This is a genomic window from Frankia sp. CcI156, assembly GCF_001983015.1.
Taxonomy (GTDB): Bacteria; Actinomycetota; Actinomycetes; order Frankiales; family Frankiaceae; genus Frankia; species Frankia casuarinae.
In genome coordinates this window covers 1-2,246 of the sequence record NZ_MOMD01000124.1, presented here as the reverse complement: position 1 = coordinate 2,246, position 2,246 = coordinate 1, and the positions used below count along the sequence as shown (strand labels likewise).

The window sequence follows — 2,246 nt, the reverse complement described above, 5'->3', positions numbered from 1 at the left end:
ATTCTTACCGGTGATGACGTCCTGTTGGGTGACCGGCCGCTTGATCCGGCCCGTGATGTGGCGTCGAGTATGCGGCAGCTGTCGTTTTCGGTGTCCCTGGAGGTGACGGCGGCGCTGCTCACGACCGTACCTACGCTGTTCCACGCCGGGATCAACGACGTGCTGCTGGCCGGGCTCGCCGCCGCCGTGACCGAATGGCGTCGGCGGCGGGGTGACGGTGCGTCGGAGGCCATCGTGATCGACCTGGAGGGACATGGCCGCGAGCCGCTGGCCGAGGACGTCGAGTTGTCCCGAACAGTGGGCTGGTTCACCAGAGTCCATCCCGTACGGCTGGAACTGCCCGACGTCGACCTTGCGGACCTGCGCGCCGGTGGCCCCGCCGCCGGCCGGATAATCAAGGAGGTCAAGGAGCAGGTGCGGGCGGTCCCCGGCGAAGGCCTGGGCTATGGGTTGCTGCGCCACCTGAATCCCGCTACGCGGCCGGTCCTGGCGGCGCTACCGACCCCGCAGATCGCCTTCAACTACCTGGGCCGCTTCGCCGGTGCCCGTCGTACCGGCGAAGACACGGACTGGCAGCCGATCGGCCTCGACGGGGAGGCCGGCGACCTTCCGGCAGCCCACGTGCTGGAGGCCGGGGGAGCCGTGCGGGACGGGGCGGACGGCCCCGAGCTCACCGTCTCGCTGGCCTGGCCGCCCGGCGTCCTGGCCGAGCCTGCCGTCCGGGAACTGGGCGAGGGCTGGGTGGCGATGCTGACCGGCCTGGCCGAGCACGCCGCGCGCCCCGAGGCGGGGGGACATACCCCGTCCGACTTCCCATTGCTGGAGCTGGGCCAGCGCCAGGTGGAGCAGTTCGAGGCCATGGCGGCAGAGATCGAGAAGGGGACCTCGTCATGAAACGCTCCGCGCTGTCGGAAGTATGGCCGCTCTCACCGTTGCAGGAGGGGTTGCTGTTCCACGCCACGTTCGACGAGCAGGCTGTGGACGTCTACTCCGGGCAGCACGTCATGGAGCTGGAGGGACCGCTGGACGCCGAGGTCCTGCGCGCGTCGGGGCAGGCGATGCTGGACCGGCACGCCAACCTGCGGGCCGGGTTCCGGCAGACGGCCGGGCTTGCCCAGCCGGTCCAGGTCATCGCCGCCAGGGTCGCGCTGCCATGGCGTGAGGCGGACGTGTCGGCGCTGCCTTCGGCCGGAGCCGAGGCGGAGGCCGACCGGCTGGCCGCCGAGGACCTGGACCGCGGATTCGACCCGGCCGTACCTCCGCTGCTGCGGTTCCTGCTGATCCGGTTCGGTGCGCGGCGCCACCGCCTGGTGATCACCAACCATCACATCCTGCTGGACGGCTGGTCGCTGCCGATCTTCAAACGCGAGCTGTTCGGGGTGTACCGGGCGGGCGGCGACTCCAGCGGGCTGAAGCCCGTGCCGCCTTACCGTGACTACCTGGTATGGCTGAGCAGGCAGGACCGCCAGGCCGCGCGAGCGGCCTGGCGCCGTGAGCTGGACGGCAAGCAGGAACCAACCAGAGTCGTGGTGGCGGACCCGGGCCGGGATCCGGTAATGACCGAGCTCACCGAGCTGCGCCTGGGCCCCGAGCCGACCGGAGCGCTGCGCGAGCTGGCCCAGRCCCACGGGGTGACGCTGAACACGGTCGTGCAGGGGGCGTGGGCGATGCTGGTCAGCCGCCTGGCCGGCCGGTCCGACGTGGTGTTCGGTGCGGTCGTCGCGGGTCGTCCGCCCGAGCTGCCCGGGGTGGAGGACATGCTGGGCCTGTTCATCAACACGCTGCCGGTCCGGGTGCCGCTGGATCCGGCCCAGCGGGTCTGCGACATGCTGGTGGCCTTGCAGGCCCGGCAGTCCGCGTTGACGGCTCACCAGTACCTCGGCCTGGCCGAGATCCAGCGCGAGGCCGGGCCCGGCGCGGTCTTCGACACGCTCGTGGTCTACGAGAACTATCCGTTCGACCCGACGGTGGCACCCGCGGCACCCGCGGYGGCCGACCCGGACAGCCTGCGGGTCACCTCGCGCGGTGGCCGGCAGGCCGCGCACTATCCCCTSACCCTGGGCATACGGCCTGGCCGCGAYGGGCTGGCGCTGCACGTGGACTACCGGCCCGACCTGTTCGACCAGCGGACGGCCGCGGAGCTGCTGGCCCGGTTGGTACGGATCCTGGAGGCTGTGGCGGCGGATCCGGGGGTGTTGGTGGGTCGGGTGCCGGTGTTGGGTGCGGCTGAGTGGGTGCGGGTGGTG

Annotated in this window: 2 protein-coding genes; both read left to right on the top strand. The window is 71.7% G+C overall.

Annotated features, from left to right (window positions below; all coding sequences use genetic code 11):
• Positions 1 to 894 (top strand): condensation domain-containing protein (locus tag CcI156_RS23580; RefSeq protein ID WP_232235310.1); only part of this gene is annotated, 894 nt, incomplete at its 5' end.
• Positions 891 to 2,246, top strand: a 1,356-nt coding sequence (locus CcI156_RS27530) for a condensation domain-containing protein (RefSeq protein WP_305775231.1), incomplete at its 3' end; no start/stop codon positions are given. The genes CcI156_RS23580 and CcI156_RS27530, both read left to right, overlap by 4 nt.